The 24,858-nt window shown below is 63.0% G+C and carries 21 protein-coding genes; 7 read left to right on the forward strand and 14 right to left on the reverse strand.

The window, feature by feature from the left end:
- Positions 1-34: 34 nt before the first annotated feature.
- From mfd to LDN82_RS06960, 4 genes are all read left to right on the forward strand, one after another.
- Positions 35-3,667 (forward strand): transcription-repair coupling factor, encoded by a 3,633-nt coding sequence (gene mfd / locus LDN82_RS06945; RefSeq protein WP_224166860.1) that lies wholly within the window; start codon positions 35-37, stop codon positions 3,665-3,667.
- 4 nt (positions 3,668-3,671) lie between these two features.
- Complete coding sequence (locus tag LDN82_RS06950) at positions 3,672-4,481, forward strand: metal-dependent hydrolase (protein WP_224166861.1); 810 nt, start codon at positions 3,672-3,674, stop codon at positions 4,479-4,481.
- A gap of 126 nt (positions 4,482-4,607) precedes the next feature.
- On the forward strand, positions 4,608-5,327 hold the full coding sequence (locus tag LDN82_RS06955; RefSeq protein ID WP_224166862.1) for a glycosyltransferase: 720 nt from the start codon (positions 4,608-4,610) through the stop codon (positions 5,325-5,327).
- Between the two features lie 72 nt (positions 5,328-5,399).
- Complete coding sequence (locus LDN82_RS06960; protein ID WP_224166863.1) at positions 5,400-6,836, forward strand: glycosyltransferase family 4 protein; 1,437 nt, start codon at positions 5,400-5,402, stop codon at positions 6,834-6,836.
- Between the two features lie 124 nt (positions 6,837-6,960).
- Here LDN82_RS06960 and LDN82_RS06965 read toward each other — a convergent pair whose 3' ends face one another.
- The 11 genes from LDN82_RS06965 to LDN82_RS07015 all read right to left on the reverse strand — a co-directional run bounded on the left by LDN82_RS06965 (position 6,961) and on the right by LDN82_RS07015 (position 18,778).
- Positions 6,961-7,188, reverse strand: a complete 228-nt coding sequence (locus LDN82_RS06965; RefSeq protein ID WP_224091770.1) for a hypothetical protein — start codon at positions 7,186-7,188, stop codon at positions 6,961-6,963.
- 52 nt (positions 7,189-7,240) lie between these two features.
- Positions 7,241-7,933: a deoxyribose-phosphate aldolase gene (gene deoC / locus LDN82_RS06970; protein ID WP_224091772.1), complete on the reverse strand. Its 693-nt coding sequence runs from the start codon at positions 7,931-7,933 to the stop codon at positions 7,241-7,243.
- 129 nt (positions 7,934-8,062) lie between these two features.
- Positions 8,063-8,938 carry an FAD-dependent oxidoreductase gene (locus LDN82_RS06975; protein WP_224166864.1) on the reverse strand — a complete coding sequence of 292 codons (876 nt, stop codon included), beginning with the start codon at positions 8,936-8,938 and terminating at the stop codon, positions 8,063-8,065.
- A 142-nt stretch (positions 8,939-9,080) separates the two neighbouring features.
- Positions 9,081-10,442, reverse strand: a complete 1,362-nt coding sequence (locus LDN82_RS06980) for a patatin-like phospholipase family protein (RefSeq protein WP_224166865.1) — start codon at positions 10,440-10,442, stop codon at positions 9,081-9,083.
- Positions 10,439-10,933, reverse strand: a complete 495-nt coding sequence (locus LDN82_RS06985; protein WP_224166866.1) for a hypothetical protein — start codon at positions 10,931-10,933, stop codon at positions 10,439-10,441. Before LDN82_RS06985 ends, LDN82_RS06980 begins: the two co-directional genes overlap by 4 nt.
- On the reverse strand, positions 10,930-11,412 hold the full coding sequence (locus LDN82_RS06990) for a DUF1772 domain-containing protein (RefSeq protein WP_224166867.1): 483 nt from the start codon (positions 11,410-11,412) through the stop codon (positions 10,930-10,932). Before LDN82_RS06990 ends, LDN82_RS06985 begins: the two co-directional genes overlap by 4 nt.
- Positions 11,409-12,395, reverse strand: a complete 987-nt coding sequence (locus tag LDN82_RS06995) for an acetoacetate decarboxylase family protein (protein ID WP_224166868.1) — start codon at positions 12,393-12,395, stop codon at positions 11,409-11,411. Before LDN82_RS06995 ends, LDN82_RS06990 begins: the two co-directional genes overlap by 4 nt.
- Entirely contained in the window at positions 12,392-13,447 is a 1,056-nt protein-coding gene (locus LDN82_RS07000; protein WP_224166869.1) for an alpha/beta hydrolase, read from the reverse strand. The genes LDN82_RS06995 and LDN82_RS07000 overlap by 4 nt, the downstream gene beginning before the upstream one ends.
- The gene (locus LDN82_RS07005; protein ID WP_224166870.1) at positions 13,444-15,474 is read right to left on the reverse strand and encodes a hypothetical protein; all 2,031 of its coding nucleotides are present in this window, start codon (positions 15,472-15,474) and stop codon (positions 13,444-13,446) included. Before LDN82_RS07005 ends, LDN82_RS07000 begins: the two co-directional genes overlap by 4 nt.
- Positions 15,471-18,203, reverse strand: coding sequence for a GMC oxidoreductase (locus tag LDN82_RS07010; protein WP_224166871.1), 2,733 nt, complete (start codon positions 18,201-18,203; stop codon positions 15,471-15,473). Before LDN82_RS07010 ends, LDN82_RS07005 begins: the two co-directional genes overlap by 4 nt.
- A gap of 149 nt (positions 18,204-18,352) precedes the next feature.
- The gene (locus tag LDN82_RS07015) at positions 18,353-18,778 is read right to left on the reverse strand and encodes a hypothetical protein (protein WP_224091845.1); all 426 of its coding nucleotides are present in this window, start codon (positions 18,776-18,778) and stop codon (positions 18,353-18,355) included.
- Between the two features lie 196 nt (positions 18,779-18,974).
- Here LDN82_RS07015 and LDN82_RS07020 point away from each other — a divergent pair, with 196 nt between their 5' ends.
- The 3 genes from LDN82_RS07020 to LDN82_RS07030 all read left to right on the forward strand — a co-directional run bounded on the left by LDN82_RS07020 (position 18,975) and on the right by LDN82_RS07030 (position 21,358).
- On the forward strand, positions 18,975-19,571 hold the full coding sequence (locus LDN82_RS07020; protein ID WP_224167488.1) for a dihydrofolate reductase family protein: 597 nt from the start codon (positions 18,975-18,977) through the stop codon (positions 19,569-19,571).
- 163 nt (positions 19,572-19,734) lie between these two features.
- Entirely contained in the window at positions 19,735-21,012 is a 1,278-nt protein-coding gene (locus tag LDN82_RS07025; protein WP_224091847.1) for an MFS transporter, read from the forward strand.
- Entirely contained in the window at positions 20,981-21,358 is a 378-nt protein-coding gene (locus LDN82_RS07030) for a metalloregulator ArsR/SmtB family transcription factor (RefSeq protein WP_224091849.1), read from the forward strand. Before LDN82_RS07025 ends, LDN82_RS07030 begins: the two co-directional genes overlap by 32 nt.
- A gap of 84 nt (positions 21,359-21,442) precedes the next feature.
- Here LDN82_RS07030 and LDN82_RS07035 read toward each other — a convergent pair whose 3' ends face one another.
- The 3 genes from LDN82_RS07035 to LDN82_RS07045 form a co-directional block, all read right to left on the reverse strand.
- Complete coding sequence (locus LDN82_RS07035; RefSeq protein WP_224166872.1) at positions 21,443-22,642, reverse strand: MFS transporter; 1,200 nt, start codon at positions 22,640-22,642, stop codon at positions 21,443-21,445.
- 27 nt (positions 22,643-22,669) lie between these two features.
- On the reverse strand, positions 22,670-23,569 hold the full coding sequence (locus tag LDN82_RS07040) for a helix-turn-helix transcriptional regulator (protein WP_224091852.1): 900 nt from the start codon (positions 23,567-23,569) through the stop codon (positions 22,670-22,672).
- 204 nt (positions 23,570-23,773) lie between these two features.
- Entirely contained in the window at positions 23,774-24,793 is a 1,020-nt protein-coding gene (locus LDN82_RS07045; protein ID WP_224166873.1) for a LacI family DNA-binding transcriptional regulator, read from the reverse strand.
- Positions 24,794-24,858: the final 65 nt, after the last annotated feature.

Raw genomic sequence — 24,858 nt, forward strand, 5'->3', positions numbered from 1 at the left:
GCCTGCCCTTGGACCCACCCTAGGAGTTTCAGCCATGAGCCTCAACGGTCTGCGCCGCGCACTGGCGGAGGACAAGACTTTTGCGCGCGTCCGAACGGAAGCTCAGCGGCCCTTTTCGGCCCGGAGCACGGACTACCAGATCAGCGCCCCTAACGGGATGCGGGCAGTGCTGCTTGCGGAAATGGCCGATGGCCTTGCTGCCCTGGAAACTGAAACCGGGAGCACGCCTGTTGTGCTGGCGGTCACCGCCACCGGGCGTGAGGCAGAAGACCTGACGGCGGCGCTCGCCTCGTACTTGCCCGCGGAGTCTGTGGCCACCTTCCCGAGTTGGGAAACCCTCCCGCATGAGCGGCTTTCGCCGCGCTCGGACACCGTGGGCCGCAGGCTCTCGGTCCTGCGCCGCCTGACCCACCCTGAAACCTCGACGGCGGCACCCCTGCGTGTGGTGGTTGCCCCGGTTCGCGCCGTGGTCCAGCCGATCGTGGCCGGTTTGGGTGACCTCGTCCCCGTCACGCTGCAGGTAGGGCAGGAACGTTCGTTCACCGATGTTGTCCGCGCCCTCTCCGACGCTGCCTATGCCCGCGTTGACATGGTGACCCACCGAGGCGAATTCGCGGTTCGCGGCGGTATCCTGGACGTTTTCCCGCCCACCGAGGACCACCCCATCCGTGTGGAGTTCTTCGGCGATGAAGTTGACCAGATGCGCTGGTTTGCCGTGGCCGATCAGCGCTCTCTGTCTGCACCCGGGATACACCACCCGACGGAACTGCATGCGCCGCCGTGCCGCGAAATCCTGATCACGCCCTCCGTCATGTCCCGTGCTGCCAAGCTCAAAGCAGATATGCCGGCGGCGGCTGACATGCTGGAGAAAATCGCGGGTGGGATCGCCGTTGAGGGCATGGAATCCCTGGCCCCGGTGCTGGTGGATGCCATGGTCCCGTTCGTGGACCAGCTTCCGGCCGGTTCCCTGAGCGTGGTCATCGAGCCGGAAAAAGTGCGCACCCGTGCGCACGACCTCGCTGCTACCAACGAAGAGTTCCTGGAAGCTGCTTGGTCAACGGCGTCCGACGGCGGTTCCGCGCCACTGGATCTGTCCTCCCAGGCCTCCACTGACTTGCACGCCGCGAGCTTCCGTTCGCTGACTGACACCCGGTCTGCCGCCTTGGAACACGGGGTGTCATGGTGGTCCATCACCTCGCTCGCAACTGACGAGGACCTGGTGCTGGACATCGACGTCCTCAACCTCCACGCCCGGGAACCCCGCGGGTACCAGGGCGAGGTGGCGGAAATGCTGGACTTCATTGGCTCCCGTGTCCGGGAGCAGTGGCGCCTGGTGGTTGTTACTGACGGGCCAGGACCTGCCCAGCGCCTGGTTGAGCTTTTCCATGACGCCGACATTCCGTGTGCACGCGTGGACTCGCTGGTTAAGGATCCCCAGCCGGGCATCATCGAGGTGACCACTGCCGCCGTCGGACGTGGTTTTGTCCTTGACGGCCTCAAACTGGGTCTTTTGACTGAAGCGGACCTGCTGGGGCGCGCCACCGCCAGTTCCACCAAGGACATGCGGCGCATGCCGTCCAAGCGACGGAATGCCGTGGACCCGTTGCAGTTGCACGCAGGCGACTTCGTGGTCCATGAGCAGCATGGAATCGGCCGGTTCGTGGAGCTCATCCAGCGCAAGGTGACGGGTACGTCGTCGTCCGATGCCGGGCTGCGTGAGTATCTGGTGTTGGAATATGCAGCCTCCAAGCGTGGCGCTCCGGGGGACCGTTTGTTTGTCCCTACGGACCAGCTGGACCAGGTCACGCGGTACGTCGGCGGGGATACCCCGGCGCTCAGCAAGATGGGCGGCGCCGACTGGGCGAGTACCAAGTCCAAGGCACGCAAAGCCGTCAAGGAGATCGCCGGAGAACTCATCCGGCTCTACTCGGCCCGGATGGCATCCCGCGGACATGCCTTCGCCCCGGATACTCCGTGGCAGCGGGAGCTCGAGGAAGCCTTCCCCTATGTGGAAACCCCGGACCAGCTGACCACCATCAACGAGGTCAAAGCGGACATGGAGCGGGAGATCCCCATGGACCGCTTGGTTTCCGGCGACGTTGGCTACGGCAAAACCGAGATCGCAGTCCGGGCGGCCTTCAAAGCTGTTCAGGACGGCAAGCAGGTGGCGGTCCTGGTGCCCACCACGCTGTTGGCCCAGCAGCACTACGAGACCTTCACTGAGCGTTTCTCGGGATTCCCGCTGCGCGTAAAGCCTCTTTCCCGGTTCCAGAGCGGCAAGGAAGCTAAGGAAACCGCCGAGGGAGTCAAGAGCGGTGCGGTGGATGTCGTGATCGGTACACACCGGCTGCTGTCCAAGGACTTTGAGTTCAAGGACCTGGGTTTGGTGATCGTGGATGAAGAGCAGCGCTTTGGTGTGGAACACAAGGAAGCGCTGAAGAAGATGCGCACCAACGTGGACGTCCTGGCCATGAGTGCCACGCCGATTCCGCGTACCTTGGAGATGTCCTTGACGGGCATCCGGGAGACGTCCACCCTGGCAACTCCGCCGGAGGAACGCCACCCTGTACTCACCTATGTGGGTCCCTTCACGAACAAGCAGACGTCAGCGGCCATCCGCCGTGAGCTCATGCGTGAAGGGCAGGTGTTCTTCGTGCATAACCGTGTGTCCTCGATTGAACGTATCGCAGCGCAGATCCGCGAGCTGGTCCCCGAGGCCAGGGTGGAAGTAGCGCACGGCCAGATGTCCGAGAGCCGCCTCGAGAAGATCATTGTGGACTTCTGGGAGAAACGGTTCGATGTTTTGGTCTGTACAACCATCATTGAGACCGGGCTGGACATCTCCAACGCCAACACCCTGATTGTGGATGGTGCCGACAAGTACGGACTTTCGCAGCTGCACCAGCTCCGTGGCCGTGTTGGCCGTGGCCGTGAACGCGCCTACGCGTACTTCCTCTACCCCTCTGAAAAGCCGTTGGGCGAGGTGGCGCTGGAAAGGCTCAAGGCTGTGGCCGCGCACAACGAACTCGGCGCCGGCATGCAGCTGGCAATGAAGGACCTCGAAATCCGTGGTGCAGGCAACCTGCTGGGCGGGGAGCAGTCCGGCCACATCCAGGGCGTGGGCTTCGACCTCTACATCCGGCTCGTCGGTGAAGCTGTTGCCGAGTACCGCGGTGAGGCCGAGGAGAAGGCCGCCGAGATGAAGATCGAACTGCCCGTCAACGCCCACCTGCCGCATGATTACGTGCCCGGTGAGAGGCTGCGCCTGGAGGCCTACAGGAAACTGGCCGCGGCGGTGACCAATGAAGCTATCGACGAGGTCCTCGCTGAACTCGTGGACCGCTACGGTGAGCCGCCCTTGCCGGCGCAGAACCTCATCGCCGTGGCCCGCTTCAGGGTGGGGGCCCGCGAAGCCGGGCTGTCCGACGTCGCGCTCCAAGGCAACTTCATCCGCTTCTCGCCGGCGCAACTGCCTGAGTCCAAAACCATGCGGCTGAACCGCATGTACCCGGGTTCCCAGGTCAAGCCTGCCTTGGATGCGGTTCTGATCCCCAAGCCCAAGACAGCCAGGATCGGCGGCCGTGATCTCCAGGACGCCGAGATCCTCCAGTGGGCCAACAACGTGATCGAAGCGATCTTCTCAGATGTACCCGTAAAGGCAGGCTAAACGAATGATGGGAGGACACCACGCCGCGTCAGGAGCCGCGGCGTGGATTGCTATTGCCTCGACCGGACCCTACGCCTTGGGGTGGTACCCGCTGGACTCCACCGGCATCCTCATCGGAGCCATGGCGACGGCGGGCACCGCGTTGGTGTGCGACTGGGACCACCGGCACAGCACCATAGCGAATTCGCTGCCGCCGCTGTCCAATGTGATTGCGGTGGGAATCGAGAAAGCCAGTGGCGGCCACCGGCAAGGGACGCACTCACTCTTGGGAGCCTCGGCCTTCGTTGTGCTGGCGGCCATGGCAGCTCAATTCCAGATGGTCACACCGGTGGGGAAGCTCTCCGTCGGCGCGGGTTTGCTGTGCATGTTCATGATCAACCTTGCCGCCAAGGCTTTGAACCTGTTTCCCAAATCGGGGTGGATCACCAACTGGGTGTTCGCCGTGGTGATGGCTGGCCTGGTGACCTGGTTTGCGCCGGATCAGTGGGGATGGCTGCCGCTGTCAATGCTGACGGGAGTCGTGGTCCACATCGTGGGAGACATGATTACGGTGGGCGGTGTGCCGTTGCTGTGGCCTATCGTCATCAAGCCACCTAAATTCCTGCGGAAATCACTGATCAGCGGCATCTGGCGGGCCAACGGGGCCTTTTCGATTCCGCTGCTGGGCAGGGCCGGATCACGGCGCGAGTGGCTGGTTCTGATTCCTGTCAGCGGATACGCCATGGTGGGCATGGGCGTGGCTGCCTGGGCTCTGGCGGGGCAACACTGGCCGGGTATTTTCTCGGCGCTGGGCGGGATGCTGCAGCTGCCCTGACTCGGTCGGCGCACGGTCCGCATGCACGTCGATTGAAGCTTCCATCAAACCAGCGTCACGACTTGCGGCCTCCCTCCACTTCCAGACGGGCACTTGTACCCAGTTTGGAAAAAATGGAGGGTTTTGATGGATTTGGTCCGTTCACACGGCATCCACACCGGCAGTAGGCAAAGTCTGCCCACACAGGGGCGCGCAGCATCGTTGCGGCGCTCGCACGTTGATCTTGAAGTCATCATTCCGGCGTATAACGAGGCCGCGAGGATTCCCCGCACACTGATCCAGACCACCGACTTCCTGTCCGCCCAGCCGTGGTCCTCGCGGATCGTCGTAGTGGACAACGCCAGCGTGGATGAAACGGGAGCCGTAATTCGTCGTCTCTTCCCTGATGGAGGAACCGCCGTGCCGATTTCGGTCATTGGCTGTTCGCGTCGTGGCAAGGGTGCCGCCGTCCGTCGGGGTCTCCTCAGCGGCACGTCGCGGTTCACGGGATTCTTTGATGCTGACATGGCTACTCCGTTGGAAACGCTGACATCGGCAATGTCGTATCTCCAGGAAGGTGCGGCCGCTGTGATTGCTTCCAGGCACGCGCCTGGATCCACACTGGTACGGCCACAACAGCTTGGGAGACGGATGGGAGGGAAAGCGTTCCGCGCTCACCCGAACAAAAGTCAAGGGCATTTTCGATACCCAGTGCGGTTTCAAGTTCTTCGAACGGGACGCGCTCACTGCTGCCATGGTCCAGTGCCGGGCCTCCGGATTTGCCTTCGACGTCGAACTGCTTCTTCGACTTCAACACCAAAACGCCAGGATCATCGAGTTGCCCGTGGCATGGACGGACGGGGCTGAGTCCACTTTCCGGCCCATGCACGACGGCATAGCGAGTTTTGCGTCAGTTCTCCAGCTACAGAAGACCATGCCATGACCGAGGTACTGGCAGCCGAAACCGCCATCACCGATCTCGCTGGGAAACATGTGCTTGTCCTGAACTGGCGGGACGTCAGGCATTCGCAAGCGGGCGGGGCCGAGCAATATATGCACCAGATTTCCCGGAGATGGGTTGAAAGCCGAGCCAAGGTCACGTGGTTTACAGGCCGGGAGCCTGGCCAGGCGGCCGAGGATGTCATCGACGGCATTCGGATCCTCCGGGCGGGAGGGCCTTTGGCTATCTATGCGCAAGCAGCCGGCAGGCTCGTGAAAACAGGCCAGAACTTCGACGCGATTGTGGATTGCCAGAACGGAATCCCCTTCTTTACACCCTTGTTTGTGTCCGCTAAGACCCCGATAGTCCAACTGGTACACCATGTACACCAGGAGCAATTCAGCACCAGGTTCTCCCCGCCACTTGCGGCCTTGGGGCGGTTCCTGGAAAACAGCGGTGCCAAGGCAGTGTATGGCCAGCGGGCCATTGTTGCCGTATCGCCGTCCACGCGGCTGGAACTGCGAAAACTCGGATTTACGGGACCCATTCACGTGGTGCCCAACGGAACCATCGACGTTCCGGCGACCATTGGACCCAGGGATGCGGACCCCACCATCGCCGTGGTCAGCCGCCTCGTGCCGCACAAGCGGCTGGATGTGCTGCTGGGCCAGTTCGCCGCTGCTGCACGGAGCGTTCCCAAGCTGCGCCTGGAAATTGTGGGCGACGGTCCGGAGAGGCCCCGCTTGCAGCAGTTGGCCATGGATCTCGGCCTGGACCATGTGGTGACGTTTCACGGATATCAGCCCAACGCATTCCGCGACAGTCTGCTTAACCGTGCTTGGCTCACTGTGTCGACGTCGGCCTCTGAAGGGTGGGGCTGCTCGGTGATTGAAGCTGCGGCCTGGGGCGTTCCCTGTGTTGCACTGCGCGTTCCCGGTATCAGGGATTCGGTAGTGGACGGAAGGACGGGCTGGCTCGCGGAAACCCCGCAGGAATTTGGCACTGCCCTGGTGACGGCCCTTGAAGCCTTGCTCGATCCCGATACCGCCCTTGAGGTTTCTGCGCAGTGCCAGGATTGGGCGCGCTGCTTCACCTGGGACCGCAGCTCCGAACTGCTGGCCGCTGTGCTGCTGGAGGAGGCGGAACGCCGGACGAGCACCGAACCAGGCGTCTTTAGCTCGGACATGTCAACGCTCGCACGCTTCGAGCTTCCCGCCGGCGCAGACCTCCGCAGCGTGCTTCGGCGGACAGATGAAATCCGGGAAGTCCGGGGCGGGGTAGAGGTCCTGATTAAGGGGCGCGATGAATTTGAGGCCTCTGCCCTCTTGAATCGCATCGGTGTTGTCGCCGCAGAACTGCGCCCAGCAGGGCCGGGCACCTTGCTGGCAGGGCCGGGGAGCGGTTTCACGCCTTCTGATGCGGTTGATGACCAGTAGGATCGGTGGCCGCAGGGGGCTTCGTGGCGTTGGCTACCATCGCCAAAGGTGCAGACTTCCTGCGTGTCGGAGAAAACAGGATGGCCCGGGCATTCGCCCGGGCCATCCCATGTTGCGTGAAAGTTTAGCTTTCGCCGGCTGAGTCCGAGCGGCCAAGGATGGTTTGCGGAATCCAGAATGCGAGGGCGAACAGGCCCAGGCACACGGCCATCGGCCACGGGTTGTCCAGGCTGAGGAAGGACAGGGAGTAGATGGCGCCCAGGAAGAGCACGATCATAATCACGAACAGGACAATGCTTACGCCGAGGTTGTTCTCTTTTTCAATGGGCGCGCTTGTTGCGTTCTTGGACATTCATTCCTCCTCGGCCCCGCAGGGCTCAAAATCTGTGGCTGTCGCGGACGCCTCAGTAATCCGATGAACCCTGTTCACCTTTGACAATGGCTATTCCGGAACTCGCTCCGATACGTGTTGCACCAGCAGCAATCATAGCCTGTGCGTCAGCCAGGGACCGCACTCCGCCTGACGCTTTGACCCCAACATCGGGCCCTACCGTCTTGCGCATCAAGGCAACATCCTCAACTGTGGCTCCGCCGCCATTGAATCCGGTGGAGGTCTTGACGAAGTCGGCTCCTGCTTCCACGGCGGCTTCGCAGGCAATGACCTTCTGTTCATCGGTCAACATGGACGTCTCGATGATGACCTTCAGGATTGCCTCGCCGGCGTGGACAGCTTCGGCGACGGCGGTGATGTCATCCACCAGGGCGCCTTTGTCATTCGCACGGGCGGCCGCCATGTTGATCACCATGTCGATTTCATCCGCGCCGTCCAAAACTGCGCCTCGGGCTTCGAACGCCTTGACGTCGCTGGGCGTGGCGCCGAGGGGGAAAGCGATGACGGAGCAGGTCAGTACGCCCGAGCCTTTGAGGGCCTTGGTGACGGTCTTGACCCAGATCGGATTGACGCAGACGGACTTGAATTTGTACTCGACGGCCTCGGCGCACACCTTCAAAACCTCGGCCTCGCTGGCCTCGGGCTTCAACAGTGTGTGGTCGATGTACGAGGCGATGCTTGCAGGCGCGACGGCTTCGTTGCTCATGGGATCCTTCCGTGCCGGGCGTGGCCGGCCCGATGGCCGCAGGGTTGTCACTGCCCGTCAAAGGACCATCTTGCCACGATCATGTTCCCTCGTGGCACTGCAGGCGTACCACCACGCTGGAGGCAACTGCTAGGCCGCCTTCGCGGCCTGCTGGTTGCTGCCCCATGCGCCCAAGAGCATCCCGGAAACGCACAGCATGGCGGAGGACTCGGCAGAGAGGAGAAGGCCCAGGCGAAGGCCGTCGCAGGAAGCGGCGTCGCCGATCGCCCAGATGCCCGGAACCGAGGTAGCGAGGTCGCGACCTACTGCGATGCCGCCGTCGGAAGCTATCTGGAGGCCCGCGCTTTCCGCGAGTTCGGCGCGCGCCGTACGTTCTTCGGCGAGGACCACGAGGTCGCCGTTCATGCTGCTGCCGTCTTCGAAGACGATCCCGGTGGGCGGCACGGCGGAATCGGATACAAGCGTGTCTACGTTGGAAGAAACGACGGCGGCTGGGCGGAGGGTGGTGCGGACGGGACGGACTCCGCGGGCCCGGAGTACGGCCTCTGCCTGGCCCGCTGCGGGACCATTGCCCACGAGGATTCCCAACGGCCGCCGGCCAACGATTCTGGTGACGTCCTTGACCGCTTCGCCGATCTTCGCGGCGTCGTCGATAGTGGAGTAGCTGAGGCTGGCTTCGGCTCCGACAACCGGCGGGAGGCTGGGAGCCGACCCCGTGGCGATCACCAGTTGGTCGTAGGAGAACTCCATGCCATCCACGGTGGTGACGATCTTCGCTTCTGCGTCAATGAAACTTGCAGCCTGCCCGAACCGGACCGAGACCTGCGGCAGTTCTGCCAGCTCCAGGAGCGCGTCGGGGCATTCGTCGCGATTGCTGAGCACGGTGATGGTGCCATCGAAGGGGCGTTGCCGGGAGTCTGATCCATCACCGGCCAGCCGCCGCACCAAAGCCTGGGCGGCCGGACCTGCGCCTGCAATGACAATGTGAAGGGGGGTGGAGGACATGTTTGGCCCTTTCGCTGGCGTGACCTGTTGATCATCAGCGTAGAGTCCCGGTTTTTCGCGGGTGTTTCCCCGTTGTTGCCATCTTTTGCAGATCCGTAGTGCGCTGTTTACCCGCCGGTAATAACGTGGATCACAGTGGCGGTCAGTACCGTGCCAACAACTCCCGTAGACCGTTGGCGGCGAAGCTGGCAACGGCCTCTGCCCGGTCAACGAAGCCGTGGGCACCCACGGGCTCTACCGAGGCCAGGAGCCCTGCGGCGTCGGCCAGGCTCATGGTTAGTCCGGCAGTCAGTTTGTCCACTTGCGGGCCGTGAACGTGCAATACTGCCTGGCGCGAGTCGGTCCAGGCATCCGGACCGGGATCGTCCCGCAAGGTGCGCGTCAGGGACACATCCTGCCACCCGCCGTCGAGCCTGATCCGTGCACGGTAGGTGACGTCGTGGCCTTCCGTTTGAACGCGTCCATCCGCGAAAAAGACGCGGCCGCCGAATAGCGGGTTCTCCAGGTATCCCGTGAACTGCGCGGGCACACCGGACCCGGCCGTGGGCAGCATGACGGTGGCTTTGAACGTCAGGGGTGAGCCATCCAGTTCTCCACGCAGGGTGTCGTTGAAACGGACGCCGGCCGCTGGTTCTGTCATGGCTGTGCAACTCGCGTCTTTCGGCACGCCAACTGGCGTCATGGTGTCCAGGTACGTACGGGCGTCACGGTAACCCATTCCGATCAGGGTGTCGGCGTCGATCCTGCCCAGATAGAACTCGGGGTCCAGAGGGAGCGGGTTTTCAGGACGCACCACATGCAGGACAAACTCGCGTCCAGCCGCGCTTGCAACCTCGAAATCCGCAAGGAGGGCTCCCATGGCGCTCATTTCGATCATGTGGACGTACTGCTCCAAGGGCCCGTCGCCCCAATATGGCGAGTTGCCGATGCACCAAATCAGCCACACTTCCTCCGCTCCCCGGCGCAGGGCTTCGGCTACATTGGCGTCACGCATCCAGACCGCATCCGTCCAGATCTTCCCGTCCCGCCGCAGCGGCGTCAGGAAGAGGGGAAGCGACATTCCCGCGGCCATGAGCTCCGCGTCAATCGCTGTTGCGTCGATGGCGTGGCATTGCTTCCCGGTGAACTCCACCACGTTGAAGGAACCTTCGACGGCGCCCTGTTCCGCCGCGCGGCCACGGATAGTCGCGTCGTTGATCCCCAGGGCGGGAAAGACCTTGTTCAGGATGCCGTCCGCGTCACCAATAGCGGGCAGCGCCCATGGGCCCTTGAGGTAGTCACCGATCGGCAGTGCCGAGCCGAAGTCCTTAACGTCCACGCCGGACCAGCGCGTGCACATTTCCTTGGGTGTCACCCCGGACAGCAGCATCCCCGCCGTCAGGATCCCTCCGGAACTGCCGTCAACATGCTGGAACTCCAGGCCTTCCTCGGCGAGCGCCCGCATGACGCCGGCCTGCCAGGCTACGCGCATTCCGCCACCGGCGAGCACCAAAGAACGCTTCACAGTTCGGTTCCTGCTGCCATGGCTCCACTGATCCTGCGCCAATAGAGGAACAGGAGCACCGCCGTCGCGAGGTCAAAGAAGGCCACCAGCAGCGCGATGGGTGAGAAGACGCCGTTAAGTACCCCGATGCCGACGGCTCCGAATGCCCCGGTTTTCTGCAGCCCGGACCAGAGCACCACCTCGGGGGAGGGCACGGCGTTGAGCAGTGTGTGGAGGAGCAGTCCGCCCACCACCACCATGAACATGCCCACAGTTCCGAAGAGTTGCCGCATTCCGGGCGTGGAGTCGGCCCCGATCAGTTGCAGGACCGTGCCGCCAAAGGGAACTTGCACGGCACCGGTCAGGACCGTGATGACAGCAATCGCTGCCAGGACGGCGCGCAGTGGATCGGCGGTGGCCCAGGCGATCAGGCCGGGGCGCCGGGCCTGGTGGTGAGGCTGGTTATGGGGCTCGTGATGGTGGGCCGGCTGTGCCGGCTGATGGGCGGTCATGCGAAGGACTCCAGCAGGCGACCGCGGTCAACGAGCAGCCACACCATCGCGGCCCATGTCAGTGTTGAGACGTAGAAGCGGATGTCGTTGAGCATCATCCAGCGTTTCAGCAGGGAGCGGAGTTCGGCGTCGTCTGCGAAGTCGCCGCCGCGGATGCGCTTGTTGATGGGGATGATGATGCCTTGGCCCACCCAGGTCAGGACGATGATGCCCACCAGGCAAATGATGGCTGGTATGACGCGGATGGTGCCCCACTCGGACCACACCAGGATGCCGCCGGAAATGAACATGATGGGCACAACGATGGTGAAGAACTTGGTGGCTGCGCGGGTGGGGATACCGAAGTGCATGTCTACGTTTTCGCGGGCGAGTGAGCGCCATGTGGGGTACAGGAAGAATTTGAGGACCCACATGGTGCCCACGTACATGGTTGCGCCGAACAGGAAGTAGAGCGCGTTTATGAGGAGTAGCCAGTTCATTGGATGCTTCCCGGAGTAGCGCGGGGGATGGCGCCGGAGCCTGGTGCCGTTCCTGCGATCCTGCTCCGGTCCGGCGGTGCCAGCCATTCCTGGCTCTGGCCCAGGTTCACGACGCTGTCCAGCATGTCGCCTCCCCGAAGGGCGGCGGCAGCGGATTCTGAGGGTGCCGTGAGGAACCAGGCTTCGTAGTGGTCGTCCAGGACACCGTGGGCCTGCGGCAGCCAGGCGGTGAAGACCGGCTTACTCTCAACCTGCAGGTTCTTCAAAGGCTCGACGCCGGGCGCGTCACCGAGGATGAGGCGCGCCTTGGCCTGGGCGCCCAGGGCGATGTCCCCGGTGGCTTCGAAGTAGATGTCCGATTTCCAGAGCATGTTCCGGAAGACGCAATAGTTTGAGGCTGCCAGTTTCAGCGGCAACCCGAGGGGTTCAGGACGTTCAATTTCGATGTAGCAACCCAGTTGGCCGTCCTTGTCATATTGTGCTGACACGGTGGAATCAGTGACCACGAAGTCCAGGTTGGCCTGATGCTTCGGCATGCCCCAGATCCCCTTGCCTCCCTTGACGGAAACCTCGGAACTGACGGGGAGGTCCACCACGAACTGGCCCAGCTTGAAGGTTTTCTGGAAGATCAGCGGGAGGATGGGTGGGGCCGGCCTGCTGCCGTGCGTGATGGCGATGGCCAGTGAGTATTCGATGTACTTGCCGATGTCCGTTGACTTGTAGTTGACAACCGTGACCACCAGCAGCCCTTTGCCGCCCAGGCTGAAGGGCCGCATCTCCGTGCCCGGGAGTGCTGCCGCCGCGGCTTTCTTGTTGATGGGGAAAGCGGCCATGAGCACGGGGGAGTCGTCGGAATTGACCGGCATGAGGTACTTGATGCCATCGGCCAGTGCGTGCTGGCCACGGAGCCGTTCCTGGCGGCGGGGAACCGGGGACGGCATGAGCTTGAGCAGGGGAGTAACCAGTTCGGTGAGTGTTTTCATGAGTTCGGTTCCTTGGTTCCGTTGAGCTCCTGGACGATGACCGGAAAGGTGTCCTGCCATGCATGATCGCCGAAGAAGACGTCCAGATGGCCATAGCCGGGGATGAGGTGGAGGGAGTCCTTTCCGGGCCGGTGTTGTTGGAAGAATTCGAAGGTGCGTTGCTGGCTTTCGGGAAGGAAACAGAGGTTGTCCAGCCCGGCGATGAATGCGAACCGTGCATCGGTTTGGGGAGCCTCGGCCACGAAGTTATCCGGCAGTTCCGGATGGTCTCCGGCAGCCACCATGTGGCCGGCTTTGATGCTGCGGCCCATCTCCTCGAAAAACGTCACCGGGACCTCGGCGAACTCACCGCTGAGCCATTGGTGGGTGGCGTCGTCGAGGTTTTCGTGCGCCCAAAGGGCCGGACGGCCGCTGCCGTAGGTGAAGCTGACCATCTTGCAGACGATGTTGTCGCACTCGCGGTGCGTGGCTTTGACCAAGCCCCGGATGGCCCGCGTGAAGTAGCCCTGCGATTTATAGCCCCACGCGGGGGATAAGTAGGGAGTAAAGACCTTGACCACCGGCGTCAGGTAGTCGATCTTCAACCGCGAGAACGCCGGCACCACGGGATGAAGGGACACCGCGTTGGAGACGATCGTGTCCACCTGGGGCAGGAGACCGGCCACCGCGGACATGGTGAACGACGTCGATCCCTGGCAGTGGATGACGGCCTTCATCGTTTCCGCGCCGGTGGCGTTCAACACGTGCTCGACTGCGGCCGGGTGGTCGTACACGGCGGCGTCGGCGAGCGTCCAGGACAGGGGATCGAGATCGATGGATGCCCGCCAGTTCAGCATCCACACGTCCCATCCGTCCTCCAGCAGGACGTCCACTATGGTGGTCCGGACCGGAGGCCTGAACAGCTCTGCCCGGACGCCGGAACCATGGACCAGCATGACCGGTCCTTTGGTCACCTCCACGGGCGATGTCACATGGACCAGGCTCAACGGGGTGTTGTCCCGGGCCCGGAAAGGGATGACCTCGGTCCGGTGCTCGGCACGGGTGATGATCATGGTGCGGTTCCTTTCCGCGTGATGGTGATGGGTTCTTCAAGCAGCCGCACGGCGGGCAGGCCGGACTGCGGAACCAGCCGCGCGCCGTCGTCGTTCCGGGCCAGCTGCCAATCGCGGCAGACTGTGTCCACCACCAGCGGGTAGACAGTGAGGGTGCCGTCGGCGGCGAGGTGGAGGCGTAGGAAGCCTTTATGGTCTTCGATGGATTGGCCGGACATTTTCCAGGTAGAGACCTCCCCGCTGGGCGTCGCCAGGATGAACAGCGCGAAGGCCTCACTGCCAACGGCCCAGCCGCCCAGGTACACCGCCGCAAGCGCCAGCAGCAGGATGACGACGTCGGGCCAGCCGTTCGGCCAGGGAAGCAGGATCACGACGGCGGCACTCACCGCGAGCGCGGACAGCTGGTAAAGCGCGCCGCGGGTGAAGACCACGATCCCTGCCTTGGCCAGCCCAAGTAGCCGTGCCACCAGTGAGAGGACTGCGAGCAGGAGCGGCACCGCAAGGATCAGGATCACGATGAGGAGCAGCGTGTTTCCACGGGTCAGGCTGCGGAGGCTGTCCACGAAGGATTCCCCGCGGAAAGCGCTGAAGACTGTCCAAAGCGTTAGTGTTGCGATCACGTGCACAATGCCCAGGGACAAACCGAAGCCAGGGTTGCGGATGGGAAGCCAATATTGCGAGAAGGGGTTAGCGAGCCGGGGGCCGAGCAACTGGGAATCTGCCTGGTCCGGGTAGAGGGTAGGCATGCGGGTGAAGTGGCGGGGTGGGGGTTCCTGGTCCTTGCCGCCGTGGGCGTTTCCGGCTTGGGTGACGCTGGAGGACAGGCCCGGGGCGTTGTCGTGGCAGGGAAGGACGAGGCGCTCCGGGAGCCAATGGGCGTCTGAAAGGTACGCGCCGCCCAGGCCGCAGGTGATCATTTGCGTTCCGTCAGGAGAGGTTTGCTCCTCGTAGCGGGAGTAGTGGTGCAGGTCGCCGGTGAGCCATAGCCGGACGTTTGCGCCGGTGGGCTCGAACAGGCCCGTCACGGGATTGAACCGACGGCGAAGGTAGTCCTGCTCGAAAAAGTTGACCTGCCTGAACTCATTGGGTCCCGGGTGCCCGGCGTCAACCCAAAAGGGAGCTGCCACGCACAGGATGATGGCGTCTCCGGGTTGGAGCTGGAGGGTGACGTTCCGGTAAAAGTAGTCCAGTTGTGGTTCGTCGATGTACTGTCCCAGCTGGCTGTCCAGGCCCAGGATCCACCAGCCGGGCGTGCCGTCCTGCCGTTCGCCGGAAGCCTCCGTGGGTGATTGACCCGTGAGCCGGACCGCGAAGTAGCTGCGGGTCTGGATGGTCCGCCAGCCCCCGATGCTCCGTTGCCGGGTGAACATCCGGATGAACGAAGTGAGGCCGTCGTACCAGTCGTGGTTGCCGGGGAGCGCGAGCATGATGGGTGTCTCGTTGTGGGGCCCACTCTGCGTGCTTGGCACGGATTTTAGGGCGCTCAGCGGGCCCTGCAACGCAGGACTGGGGAGCGCCATCCTGTATGGTCCTGCCATCCGGTTCTCGTAGGCGGCCGGTGAGGCAACGGGGTACACCTCATCGCCGCCCAGGACCAGGACCCTCCCGCGGGGAAGATCACGGCCGTCAACCGTCAGCTTGTCCTCGGCAAGCAGCAGCGCGACGGAGTAGGTCGCGTCGAAGCCGTCTCCAAGATCGGCGGTGTAATCGAGCCACAGATCCGCGGGCGCCAAGGGCTCGCTGGGCTTTGCGGTGCGGGACGCCTCAAGATCCCCGGGCGACGGGAGCCCCCGGCTTGTGACCGGCGGCTGGGCCGGTTGGCCAGGGACGGGAAGTTTGTCCAAGCGCAAGGGATCCCCAGGGAAGCTCCCCTCGAGTTCCCTCTTGTCGCCGAAGTCCGCGAAAACAGTAGCTGCCATGACCTTCAATGCCGTCCGTGCCAGGGACATCGGCGAGAGCCAGCGAACCGCTGCCTGGGGAGTGAAGCCCAGGACAGCACGATGCCTCGCAAGCTCCCAGCTCTTCATCTGCGTGGCCGTCGCAGTGGGCTCCGGACCGGGAACGGAACCCGTTTGAGGCCCCGCCCGTAGACCTGCCACAACTCACCGGCGAACAATTTCATGAAGGAAGCCAAACCCGCGGCCGGCGCCGGACCCTCGGCACGGAAGGTGGTCAGCTGCTTGGCGAAGTCCAGCGGGCGGATGTACAGAATCCCGGCACCGAAGACGTCCTCCTCGCCGGGCTCTTGGACGTCAGAGGCTTCCGACGGCGGAACGTGGCCACGCAGGATTCTCGCGTACAGCGTTGTGGTGTCCTGCCAAATATCCAGCCCTGCCTCGTTATGGATCAACTTGTACCCGGTGAACGTGAACGGTGTCCCGCCCGGGTCCCGCAGCCACAACCGGTAGAGCATGCGCCTGGCCGGCCTGCCGTCGTCGGAAACGTCCTCCACAAAGAGGTTGAACCAGCCGCGCTCCACAGGCATCCGGCCACCGAAATAGTCTGCGAGCACATACCCCTCCGCCTTCGCCGGGTGGCTCGGATCCTCCACAAACGCGTCCATGTCCTCTGCGGTAATCGTCAGCTCGAACATGATCCTGCGGCTCCGGTCCCTGCCCAGGCTTCGCCCCTTCTCGGGGTCAGTGATTCCCGGGCTGAACCAGCCGTGCATCTGCTCCGTGAACCGTACAGACGTCCGCGCGTCTCTTGCAGCCGGTTGCACGTCTTGGGGTTGCGGCAACCCCAAACCACGGCTCCTGGTTCCCGTCGTGGCAGCTGCGCCATCCTCAACTGCGCTCGCAGGCCGCTCCTCCCGCGCACCCTTGCCCTTGGTCGCGTCCGGCGCCAATTCGCGCGGAACCGAGGCGTCGACGTCGTTCGCAGTGTCGTCAGCGCCAAGCAGATCATCACTGGTCCAGTCGTCACTTCCGGCAGTATCGGCAGGGGAAATTCCCCTGTGTCCGGCATTGAGAGTGTCTTTAGGGACGTGGCCGTCCTCCAGGATGTGGTGGCATGCGCGTTCGGCGAAAGCGGAAATGGTCAGCGAAGGGTTGGCGCCCACCGGGCCAGGCATGGCTGCCCCGTCCATGACGAACAAGCCGGGATAACCGAACACCTCACCGTAGGAGTCACACACCGCCTCGCCGGGATGGCGGCCGGACGGCGCGCCTCCAATCGGGTGGACCGTGATGACGCGCTTGGCCCACCACAGGGGATTGTCGATGAAGTCCCCGTCGAGGTCCTTGGCGATCTCGGACATCGTTCCGCGGACGCGTCCGAAGTAGTCCTTGGACGTGGCCATCGTCCATGCAATGGCTAGCCTTCCGTCGCGAAGGGTCATGACGCCGTCGGGGATATCCCTTCCCATCCCGAGCAGCGGCACGGAACTGGAGGATAGGCGACCGTCACCCAGTGCGGCGGCGAGGTCGGCCGAAACGTTGGACCGCCCGGCGTCGAACAATCTGTCCTTCAGCAGTTGACGGGCAACCTTGGCTGTCCGCTTGACCGTGGTGCTGAGCTGGGCGGTCTCCATGAGCCAGTTCATGAAGGCCGGATACCCGGCGTCCTCCACGTAGTAGCCGCGGCCATCGCCGTCGTCGTCGTTGGAATCGGGAATCCGGATCGCTGTGGTGATGACTGGCCCACGGCTGCCGGTGAGGGTTCGCACTCCCGGTGGCGAACCATTCGCGCCAGGAGTTTTGGCGCCCATGATGAACGTCAGGAGATCGCCGTTGCCGCTGAAACGGGTGCCCAGGGCGTCGCTCAGGGCGGGCAGTGAGCTTCGGTTACGCAGGAGCAGGAAGTTGGTGCCGAACGTGCCGGCGCCAAGGATGAGCCGGCGGCAGTGAATGATTCGTTCCTTGAGGAGTTCGCCTTGGCGCTCAGGATCGTGCACCACATAGCGGACCTCGTATCCTCCCCTTGCAAGTGGCCTGATCCCGCGGACATCGTGGAATGTGCGGATATCCGCCCCCTGATGAGCGGCTGCCGAGATGTAGTTGTGGTCCAGCGTGTTCTTGGCACCGGCGTTGCAGCCTATGTCGCATTCACCGCTGAGCGTGCACGTGGTCCGGACGGTGTTTGGACCGTGGATGCTGCCGTACTCCGGGAGGGGGAGTGGCCTGTTGGTTTGAGGTTCCTTGGTGGGCTGCGTGGAAAACGTGACGGCAATGGGTGGCCTGCTGATGGGTAGGCCGAGGGTTGCGGCTGTCTTCTCCATGGCCAGGGTTTTGGGCGTGTCATGGTACGGATAACGGACCGGTTGGAGCATGTCTTCTGCGGCCTTGTAGTACGGGTCAAGGTCCGCCCGCGTGAAAGGCCAATTCTCGTAACCGCCGCCAGGGATGGGGGACTCGTTGACGAACCATTTCTCGTCCTTGCGCAGGAGGACGTTGGCGTAGATTAGCGAACCGCCGCCCAGGCCGCTGGACACCAGGCCCTCCGTGCCCCGGAATGTCCAGGCATCAAAAAGCCCATACAGACCGCGGTCCGGGTCCCAGAAATTCCGGCCCATCTCCGCGGGCGAACGCGCGAAACTACCGGGCGGATAGGGCTTGCCACGTTCCATGAGCACCACGGATTGTCCGGCCTCGGCCAGGCGAAGTGCAGCCACCGAACCACCGAACCCGGAACCGACCACCACGGCGTCAACTTTTTCGATGTGGTGTGTTTCGATGTCCTGTGCACTGTGGCGTGCCGGATCGGGCGCGGGATCCGCACCCGCATTCCCGCTGTTCCCGGTCCCCAGACGACCCATGGCCGTTCCTCTCAGAGGAAAGCTGACATGAAGGCAGCTCCGGCGTGACCGGGCGGTGCCTCCGGACTATCGCCCTTATGTTCCCACCGGGCCGGGGATCTGTCCATGAGGTGGAGTTATTCCTGTGATCCAGCGCGGCTGGCCGGATGTCACGCGATGATCCGGGTGAAGTTCAGGTCGAAGTCGTGCTCAAGCGGTGCACCGAGGTAGTTTCCCCGTTCCCAGCGGCCTGTGATGGTGTTCCCGTCCTCGCTGATGTGGCCAATGTAGCGTTGCGGCCAATCGGGGCCATCCCGGAAAAGGGTCCACACATTCCCTTCCAGGGTCATGTCCAGGACGCGGGCGACGCCTCGGGAATCAAAGTAGTGCTGCTGGAGTGCGCCGTCTGATCCTGTAGCGCCGATAGTGCAGATAGCATTCGGGAATTCCGGCCTCTCCACAGTGGAGCGTTGGATCAGGAAACCGCCGCCCTGCAGCCATTCGAACGTTGTTCGGCCCACAGCGTCCATGCCGGGGGCAGTAGTCTCCCATTCGCCGACCAGGATGTTGAGTCGCTCCAACAGCACGGATGTCATGTGGTCCTCCTGAGATGTGTAGCCCCAGTTTCCGCTGCGGGTGGGGATTTGGCGAGGGTGGCCACTGGCTTCCTGACCCTCTTTGACGGGCGTCGGCCCACAAATCACCCAAAGGAGGTTGATTATGGCGGTACTCGTTGCCAAACAAGGTCAGGAAGCAACGCCCTATCGGGTTTCCCAGTGGCATGATGGGCAAATGAGCCGAGTGACGTGCGATCTGACCATCTCCCTGGACGGCTTCGTCGCCGGTCCCAACCAGCGAATGTCGGAGCCACTGGGCGACGGCGGAGAGCTGCTGCACCGATGGATGTTTGAAGAGGCCGAAGCCAACGCGGCCCAGGTTGAAGAAATCCTCGCTGCCGGTGCCTTCATCATGGGCCGGAACATGTTCGCGGGCCCCGGGCCGGACATGTGGGACGAGGAATGGCGGGGCTGGTGGGGTGAGGAACCGCCCTATCACGCGCCGGTTTTCGTCCTGACCCACCATCAGCATGAGCCGTTGGAGATGCAGGGCGGCACCACCTTCCATTTCGTGACCGACGGGATCGAATCCGCCCTTGCCCAGGCACGGAAGGCCGCAGGAAGCAAAGACGTAGCCATCGCCGGCGGGGCCCGGACAGCCCGCCAATACCTTGACGCAGGGCTGATGGACGAGTTGCGGCTCCACATTTCGCCCATGATCCTGGGTGGAGGCGAGCGGTTGTTGGACGGCGTGGGCAATCTCAAGCTTGAACCCACGGAAGTGGCCGGCACCAAACTCGTCACCCATGTGCGGTATAGCGTGGGCCGTTAAGAGGCCGCGTCACGGCCGCTAAGACGTCCCGTCAGCGCTGGAGCTTGCACTCACATCCAGCCCATTCATCATTCACCTTGAGCCGAACGGCCTCACCACCTAGTCTTTAAGCAACAAGTGCGCATGGGTGCACATGTGTACTTATAGATGAGGTCGGATTTCGATGTTGTCGGTTTTGCGGAACCCAACGTACCAGCGGCTGTTTTCTGCGCAGATCGTGGCTTTGGTGGGAACTGGCTTGTTGACTGTGGCTCTTGGGCTGCTGGCGTTTGACCTGGCTGGCAGCAATGCGGGTGCCGTGATGGGAACGGCGCTAACCATAAAGATGCTGGCTTATGTTGGTCTCGCCCCAGTGATCAACGCCTTGGTGGATCGCCTTCCGAAGAAGCCGGTGCTGGTCAGCGCGGACCTGGTCAGGGCTGCCATGGCTCTGTGCCTGCCGTTCATTACCGAAGCCTGGCAAATCTACGTCGTGATTTTCCTGTTGCAATCGGCATCCGCCACATTCACGCCGGTGTTCCAATCCCTGATTCCCACTGTGCTCAAGGATGCAAGAGACTACACGCGGGCCTTGTCTTTGTCGCGGCTTGCGTACGACATGGAAGCCCTCGTCAGCCCCGCAGCGGCGGCCATGCTGTTGAGTATCACCGGCTACAACAACCTGTTCCTGGGCACAGTCGCCGGGTTCCTGGTTTCCGCTGGCCTGGTGGCCATGACTGCCATTCCCCCCTCTCCGGCTGGCTCCACCACCCAGGGATCTCTCTGGCACCGCACCACCTTGGGTGCCAGGATATTTTGGCGGAACCGGAGACTCAGATCCCTACTCGCCCTGAACGTAGTGGTGGCAGCACCCACAGCGCTAGTACTGGTCAGCTCCGTTGTCTATGTGCGTGAAATCCTTCACCGGCCTGAGGCAGATTTGGCATTTGCCCTCGCCTGCTTCGGAGTGGGCTCAATGATTGTTGCTATCTCGGCACCCAGGATGCTGGAACGGTTCGGGGACCGGACGGTCATGCTCACGGGTGCCACGCTGATTCCGACGGCGATGATTGGGGCCACGACCGTCACCCTTACGGCGGAGCCTGAAGCGGGATGGTGGCTGTTGCTGGGATTGTGGTTCCTGCTGGGCGCAGGCAATTCGACCATCCTCACCCCGGCCTCGCGCCTGCTGCGCGAAGCATCCACGGAGCAGACCCGGCCCTACCTATTCACTGCCCAGTTCTCGCTCTCGCATGCTTGCTACATCCTCAGCTATCCCTTGGCTGGCTGGCTTGGTGCTGCCGCCGGTTTGGGTTGGGCTGCGGGGGCGCTGACAATTCTTGCGATACTAGGCAGTGCAGGAGCTTTCCTGTCCTGGCCACGGCATGACGCCGGGGGAGCAGGTGCACCCGATCTGAAGGAGCGCTACGTTGAGCAGCCAGCCGAGCAGCCCGTTCCCTGACCCTTCGGAGGCGCCCTCGCTGTTCCACCTGGTCACCCCCCACCCGGAACTGCTCGAGAGCGCTGCCGGTACCTTGCGGATGCTGGCCGAACCAACCCGCCTGCACCTGCTCTGGCAACTCGCCCAAGGCCCGAAGTCCGTTACAGAACTCGTCGACGAAGCACTTGTTCCCCGGACGGTGGTCAGCCAGCATCTGGCCAAGCTCCGTCTCAGCGGACTGGTCGATACCCGCAAAGACGGGCGGCACGTGATCTACTCCCTGCACGACGGCCACCTGCTGCGCCTGATCCAAGAGACCATCAATCACGCCGATCACCGGATAACCGGCGAACCCACCCACGACTAACCTCGACAGGAGTCGCGGGCCAGCTGGACACGACACAGATCCCGCCCGGACACGTGTCCGGGCCGGATTCGTCTTTGAGGCCTCTTAAGGTAACTCCGCTTCCTCAAGCTGGGCCCGACTTTCTGCGGGGAGCTGTGGTTGCTTTCGGCCCCGTGCTGTCATCTCGATGATTGCCAAGGCCGCCAGGGTGAGAATCGCACAGGCGGCAAAGACGCCCTGGTAACCAAGGGATGACACGGACCCGACGGCGATGATCGGACCGGATGCGATTGCGCCAAGGCGACGGGTGTTGGTAAACAAGCCCGATGCCAGTCCCGGTCGGGGGATGATTTGTTGGAACAGTGTCAGGCCCACGCCGGCCACCACCCCGAAGAACCACGCGTGGAGAACCTGAAGAGCGATGAGCGTGGCGGGGTCGGCCACAAAGGTCATTCCTGCGTAGTACGCCAGGCCGGCCAAACACCCTGAAGCGATGAGGGCTTTCCCTGAATACTTTCGGCTCAAACGCCCGACGAAGAGTAGCGCGGGGATCTCCAGGGCTGCTGAGGCTCCCAAAGCGACCCCGGCCCAGATGAGTCCTTGCCCCATGCGCTCATTCACGAACAGGGCCATGATGGTCACAGCCGCACTATCGGTGGCTTGGAGCACGATGAAGCCCACCACCACGCCTATCACGGCCAACTTCGCCGGGATAGGCCCATCATCTCCCGCCCTCTCATGAAGTAGCGTGCTCGCCGCCCGGGCTGCTTTACGGTGAAGGGCCGCGGCACCGGTTGCCGTGAGATTGAGGAGCGCAATTGCCGCCAGCGCCAGCAGAATCGCCCGGCTGCCGAAGACACCGACGATGTACGCGGCAAGCGGGGGTCCCCCTACCCACGCGAAGGACACTATTGCCCGGGTGTTGACGACATCGTTAGGGCTTGCCCCCGAGTGTTTCAGGTGTGCAAAGAGAAGCGACATGCCAACGCCCGAGGGGCCACCCAACGCAATCAGGGCGGTCACGGCAACGGGAAGGGTGGTGGTGAGAGCCAGTAGGGCCGGAAGGGCCAGTGCAAGAACACCACAAAACAGCATGGGCCGTATGTAGTCGTTTTTCCGGTCCGCGTAAGCCGGTATGAGCAGCGAGGCAACGAACCCTCCAGCGTTGTAGACAGCAAGAACCCAGCCAACATCCGCAGGCGTAGCGTCGAACAGATCCACCAGGATCAACGCGAGTGCCGGAGTGAGGAAAGCAAATTGCAAGCCCCACAACAAGGCCATTGAAGAAGTAAGAACGTGTTTCACGGGCAGCACTTTCCACGGCATCTTGTTTTAACCGGCCGATGCCGGCGGTGCTGTTTGTGTGCGGCCGTCTGCGGCAGTCACCGGATTGGCGGTGCTGCTCCAGCTGGCGAGGAAGGCCAGTTGTTCTTCAGCTTGGCTGGCAGGCTCAGCCGTGTAGGCGATCAGTGTCAGTCCATCGCCGGGCAGCTCCAGGGCGTCACCCGTCAGTTCGACTTCACCAACCAACGGGTTCCTCATCCTCTTGTGGGCTGACCTGTGGAAACGCACATTATGCCGGGCCCAGCGCGTGGAAAATTCAGTGCTCCCGGCTGCGAGATCGCCAATCAGGCCATTCAAGTAGCGGTCGCGGGGACGACGACCGGACTCCACGCGGAGGGCGGCCGCAAAATCATCCGCGACAGTCTCCCATTCGACGAAGAACTCCTTGGAGCGGGAATCCAGGAACATGAACCGGGCAAGATTCAGCGGCAGGGTCGCCGGGGCAAGGATGCCGGTATAGAGGGCGAAGCAGAGGCTGTTGGCGGCGACAATATCCATCCTGGCGTTTCGGACGTAGGCCGGAGTGCTGGTCATTCCGGAGAGTATCCGTTCGATGCTGGGACGGATCTCGGCTCGTGGTGTGCGGTTGCCGGAATTCCGGGGCGGCGCCGCCGCCTTGGCCAGGTCCAGTAAATGCGAGCGTTCAGCCTCGTCCAGTTGAAGGGCACTGGCCAGGGAGTCAAGGACGGAATCGGAGACGCCCCTGAGGTTTCCGCGTTCCAGGCGGGCATAGTATTCGGTGCTGACGCCCGTCAGCATGGCTACTTCCTCGCGTTTTAGCCCCGCTACCCGGCGCGTCCCACTGTAGGCGGCCAAGCCCGCTTGGGCCGGTGTGATGCGGGCCCGCCGTGTCATGAGGAAGTCGCGGACTTCTTTGTTGTTGTCCATCGTCCAAGGCTACGTGCGGCCAAATGCCCGTAACAGGCACTGCCAGTACACCGCACAGCAGGTACTCCCTCCCTGGGAAAGGGCTGCTTTTCTTGAAGGAGTCCCATGCCGCGATCAAAGCCAGCGGGCCAACACACTCCTACAGGCAACGTCCAGGACGACAGCAAACGCGCCTTGGCAGGGCCCCGCCCAGCACATGGCCAACTATCCCGAAATGTGATTGACCCGCGCCGTGGAGTTGCGCACCACCAACTGCGGCATGAGGCGTTCGTCGGCGATAGGGGCATCCGGATTATTGAGCCGCTCCAGGGCTACTGTGCCGGCGGTCCGGCCCAATTCAACGGCATGCAAATCCACGGATGTGAGGTCGATGCCGTGCAGGTGTGCTGTCCTGGAATTGTCGTAGCCCACAAGGGACAAATCTTCGGGAATCGAGAGTCCCCGTGCGTAGGCCGCTTCACGGACGCCGAGGGCCAGCTGGTCGTTGTGGGTGAAGATTGCAGTGGGCCGGTGGTGCTGGTTCAGTATTTGTGCGGCGGCCCGCTCTCCTGCGTCCGGCGTGAAGTCCTCTGCAGCAACCGTCTGCGGCGTGAGTCCGGCGTCGTGCATTGTCTGCTCGTAACTCCGGCGGCGGACGACGTGGCCGTCGTAGACCGGGCCAGAGAGATGGGCGATGCGCGTATGCCCGAGGCCAAGTAGATGTTCAGTTGCCGCCCGAGCCCCCGCAAGGTCATCCGAGTAGACACTGTCCACGCCGGGCACCGGCCGGGTCACACTCACCAACGGGACGATCCGGGCCATCTCCTGCACGTGTTCGTCCGAGTCCAGCAGCGTCGCGGCGATGATAATTCCGACCCGGGCCTCAATAAGCGATTCCAGCGCGCCGGGATCCACACCGTCCACGGACCGCGAAACGCTCAGGATGAGCCGGTTGTTGTCTTGGGGGAGCGCTGTGCGAACGCCGCTGAGGACATCAGCGTAAATCTCGTTGCGGATATCCAGCAGATAAAGCCCGACGGCGGAACGGTGCTTGCGTGCCAGATCGGCTGCTACCGCGTTGGGCCGGTACCCGAGACGCTTCGCGGCCTCGAAGATGGCCTGCTTCGTCTCGTGGCTGACACCTGGCGCGCCGCGAAAGGCGAAGGACACCAAGGTGCGGGACACGCCCACTTCGCGCGCGACGTCGCTTTGCGTGGCGGGGCGGTGTTGAGGGTCAGGAGCCATAGTTCATCCTCCCACGGGCAAAGCGGGTAAATTTATCATTTGTTAGTTTGACCTTACATTTAAGC

It is taken from the genome of Arthrobacter sp. StoSoilA2 (assembly GCF_019977195.1).
Taxonomy (GTDB): Bacteria; Actinomycetota; Actinomycetes; order Actinomycetales; family Micrococcaceae; genus Arthrobacter.

Bases quoted from the DNA above. Each gene is read 5' to 3' on its own strand.
- LDN82_RS06990 (WP_224166867.1), bottom strand. From the start codon at position 11,412: ATGAACTGGCTACTCCTCATAAACGCGCTCTACTTCCTGTTCGGCGCA.
- LDN82_RS06975 (WP_224166864.1), bottom strand. From the start codon at position 8,938: ATGTCCTCCACCCCCCTTCACATTGTCATTGCAGGCGCAGGTCCGGCC.
- LDN82_RS06950 (WP_224166861.1), top strand. From the start codon at position 3,672: ATGATGGGAGGACACCACGCCGCGTCAGGAGCCGCGGCGTGGATTGCT.
- LDN82_RS06955 (WP_224166862.1), top strand. From the start codon at position 4,608: ATGGATTTGGTCCGTTCACACGGCATCCACACCGGCAGTAGGCAAAGT.
- deoC (WP_224091772.1), bottom strand. From the start codon at position 7,933: ATGAGCAACGAAGCCGTCGCGCCTGCAAGCATCGCCTCGTACATCGAC.
- LDN82_RS07000 (WP_224166869.1), bottom strand. From the start codon at position 13,447: ATGATCATCACCCGTGCCGAGCACCGGACCGAGGTCATCCCTTTCCGG.
- LDN82_RS07025 (WP_224091847.1), top strand. From the start codon at position 19,735: ATGTTGTCGGTTTTGCGGAACCCAACGTACCAGCGGCTGTTTTCTGCG.
- LDN82_RS07040 (WP_224091852.1), bottom strand. From the start codon at position 23,569: ATGGACAACAACAAAGAAGTCCGCGACTTCCTCATGACACGGCGGGCC.
- LDN82_RS07010 (WP_224166871.1), bottom strand. From the start codon at position 18,203: ATGGGTCGTCTGGGGACCGGGAACAGCGGGAATGCGGGTGCGGATCCC.
- LDN82_RS06985 (WP_224166866.1), bottom strand. From the start codon at position 10,933: ATGACCGCCCATCAGCCGGCACAGCCGGCCCACCATCACGAGCCCCAT.
- LDN82_RS07005 (WP_224166870.1), bottom strand. From the start codon at position 15,474: ATGAAGAGCTGGGAGCTTGCGAGGCATCGTGCTGTCCTGGGCTTCACT.
- LDN82_RS07015 (WP_224091845.1), bottom strand. From the start codon at position 18,778: ATGACATCCGTGCTGTTGGAGCGACTCAACATCCTGGTCGGCGAATGG.
- LDN82_RS06995 (WP_224166868.1), bottom strand. From the start codon at position 12,395: ATGAAAACACTCACCGAACTGGTTACTCCCCTGCTCAAGCTCATGCCG.
- mfd (WP_224166860.1), top strand. From the start codon at position 35: ATGAGCCTCAACGGTCTGCGCCGCGCACTGGCGGAGGACAAGACTTTT.
- LDN82_RS06965 (WP_224091770.1), bottom strand. From the start codon at position 7,188: ATGTCCAAGAACGCAACAAGCGCGCCCATTGAAAAAGAGAACAACCTC.
- LDN82_RS06960 (WP_224166863.1), top strand. From the start codon at position 5,400: ATGACCGAGGTACTGGCAGCCGAAACCGCCATCACCGATCTCGCTGGG.
- LDN82_RS07045 (WP_224166873.1), bottom strand. From the start codon at position 24,793: ATGGCTCCTGACCCTCAACACCGCCCCGCCACGCAAAGCGACGTCGCG.
- LDN82_RS07020 (WP_224167488.1), top strand. From the start codon at position 18,975: ATGAGCCGAGTGACGTGCGATCTGACCATCTCCCTGGACGGCTTCGTC.